The sequence below is a fragment of the Plectonema cf. radiosum LEGE 06105 genome, assembly GCF_015207665.1.
Classification (GTDB): Bacteria; Cyanobacteriota; Cyanobacteriia; order Cyanobacteriales; family Nostocaceae; genus Rivularia; species Rivularia radiosa_A.
Genome location: NZ_JADEWL010000289.1, coordinates 1 through 2,119, shown reverse-complemented (window position 1 = coordinate 2,119; position 2,119 = coordinate 1). Strand labels below are relative to the sequence as shown.

The following is a 2,119-nucleotide window of genomic DNA, read 5'->3' as shown; positions in this document are numbered from 1 at the left end:
ACAACAGCCGTAGCTTGCACTTCTTCTTAGCAGCTTGGCCTGTAGTAGGTATTTGGTTTACCGCTTTGGGAGTCAGCACCATGGCTTTCAACTTGAACGGTTTCAACTTCAACCAGTCTGTAATCGACTCTAGTGGTCGTGTAGTCAACACCTGGGCAGATGTATTGAACAGAGCTAACTTGGGTATGGAAGTAATGCACGAGCGTAACGCTCACAACTTCCCCTTGGATTTAGCTGCTGCTGATGCAGCACCTGTTGCAATTAGCGCTCCCGCAATCAACGGTTAATAATTAAATAATAGTGTAGAGACGCAACGGTTCGCGTCTTTACCAAATATAGAAAACGCCTTCCGAGTAATCGGGGGGCGTTTTTTGCTGTAGAATTATAATTATTCAGATAATTTTGGTATAAGCTTTTAAAGCAAACTTTTTTCCAAACAGATAACACAATATTCAATACCTCCCCACATATTATTTGAATTTTTAAAAAAAGAAAAGCCCGCCTTTTGATAAAGTTTCAAAGCTACCGAGTTATCTAATTCCACCATAATAGTTAAGCGGTGAAAATTACGGTTTATTGCTTCAAATTCAACAGCTTGGATGAGACTATAACCGATTCCCTGTCTTCTATAATTCCGATCCACTAGAAGCGATTGTAAGTAAGTAGTAGAATTTCCATCTGCCAATTCAATGTCATCATGTTGAGGAACAAGTTGTACAGTTCCTACAATAGTTGAATTAATTAAAGCTATAAAGATAACCCGCTTTCCTTCTTTGTGTTCCATAACCTCTCTTCGCAGTATATTTTGAATGTAAATATCTGCATCTCGCCATAAAAAAAACTGTTCGATATCTTCAGGATTTATTTTTCTGATTAAAATCATCCATGCTGGAATATAAAATAATTAATAATCTAAATTAATCATCTATTATAAAGCAACGTAAAATATCGGGACTATTACTTGATTTTTGTTAAAGACTCTTCTTTGTTTATTCCCTTGTCCCCTTCTCCCAGTAAGATAAGCAAATAGTCTCAACTAAATCTCAACTAAATGTTATGGAAGGTTTTTGGCAACACGAATGCATCGTAACTAATGGGGTAAACCTGCACTACGTAACCCAAGGAAGTGGTCCTTTAATGTTAATGCTTCACGGTTTCCCGGAGTTTTGGTACTCGTGGAGGCATCAAATTCCAGAATTTGCTTCAAATTTTAAAGTAGTTGCACCCGATTTACGCGGTTATAACGATAGCGAAAAACCTGCATCGCAGTCTGCTTATGTGATGAATGAATTAGTTCGCGATGTAGAAGGTATTATTAGAGGATTGGGATATGAAAAGTGCGTGCTGGTAGCGCACGATTGGGGAGGAGCAATTGCGTGGAATTTTGCTTACGATAATCCAGAGATGGTAGAACGATTAATTATTATGAATTGTCCCCATCTTGCTAAATTCTCGGAAGGTTTACGAACTCCTCAGCAATTATTACGTAGTTGGTATATGTTCTTTTTTCAACTACCTTTAATTCCTGAATTATTTCTCCAAGCTCAAGACTATCAGTTTATTGAAAATGCTTTTAAAGGTATGGCAATTAATAAAAGTGTTTTCAGTAAAGAAGATATTGATGCTTATAAAGACGCTGCTGCTAAACGTGGAGCTTTAACATCAATGATAAATTATTACCGGAATATTTTGAGTTCACCAATGTTTAATCGAAATTGGAGCATTCTGGAAGTTCCAACTTTAATGATTTGGGGAGAAGAGGATACTGCATTAGGAAAAGAATTAACTTATGGTACCGAAGCCTATGTAAAAGACTTCCAAATTAAATATATTCCTAACTGTAGCCACTGGATACAGCAAGAACAGCCACAGTTAGTAAATCAGTATATGCGAGACTTTTTGAGTACTTGATTTCGTTTAATTTATCCCTACTCAGTCTTTTTATTTGCAGCTTTGGGAGAATATGGCTCCAAACAAGATATATAATTGTTCTTGAGCCATCTCCCCGAACTAAAGTTGCGGGGATTCTGGCTAGGAATTAGAATTAACTTTTTGCCCGGACTCCGAGGAGACAGCTATCTGGTTAATTTTTCCTAGCTTGTCAGAGAACCGCTCTGGG

At 37.4% G+C, this 2,119-nt stretch carries 2 protein-coding genes and 1 pseudogene; 2 read left to right on the top strand and 1 reads right to left on the bottom strand.

Annotated features, from left to right (window positions below):
- A pseudogene (locus IQ247_RS32015) lies at positions 1 to 287 on the top strand (photosystem II q(b) protein); the annotation flags it as partial.
- 128 nt (positions 288 to 415) lie between these two features.
- On the opposite strand, the gene IQ247_RS32010 reads toward IQ247_RS32015, so the two are convergent.
- Entirely contained in the window at positions 416 to 883 is a 468-nt protein-coding gene (locus tag IQ247_RS32010) for a GNAT family N-acetyltransferase (protein ID WP_193926217.1), read from the bottom strand.
- 173 nt (positions 884 to 1,056) lie between these two features.
- Between IQ247_RS32010 and IQ247_RS32005 the strand changes: the two genes are divergently transcribed.
- Positions 1,057 to 1,911, top strand: coding sequence for an alpha/beta fold hydrolase (locus tag IQ247_RS32005; RefSeq protein ID WP_193926216.1), 855 nt, complete (start codon positions 1,057 to 1,059; stop codon positions 1,909 to 1,911).
- Positions 1,912 to 2,119: the final 208 nt, after the last annotated feature.

What these genes read in the sequence shown, in the direction of transcription:
- IQ247_RS32010 (WP_193926217.1), bottom strand. Translation starts at nt 883, where the DNA reads ATGATTTTAATCAGAAAAATAAATCCTGAAGATATCGAACAGTTTTTT.
- IQ247_RS32005 (WP_193926216.1), top strand. Translation starts at nt 1,057, where the DNA reads ATGGAAGGTTTTTGGCAACACGAATGCATCGTAACTAATGGGGTAAAC.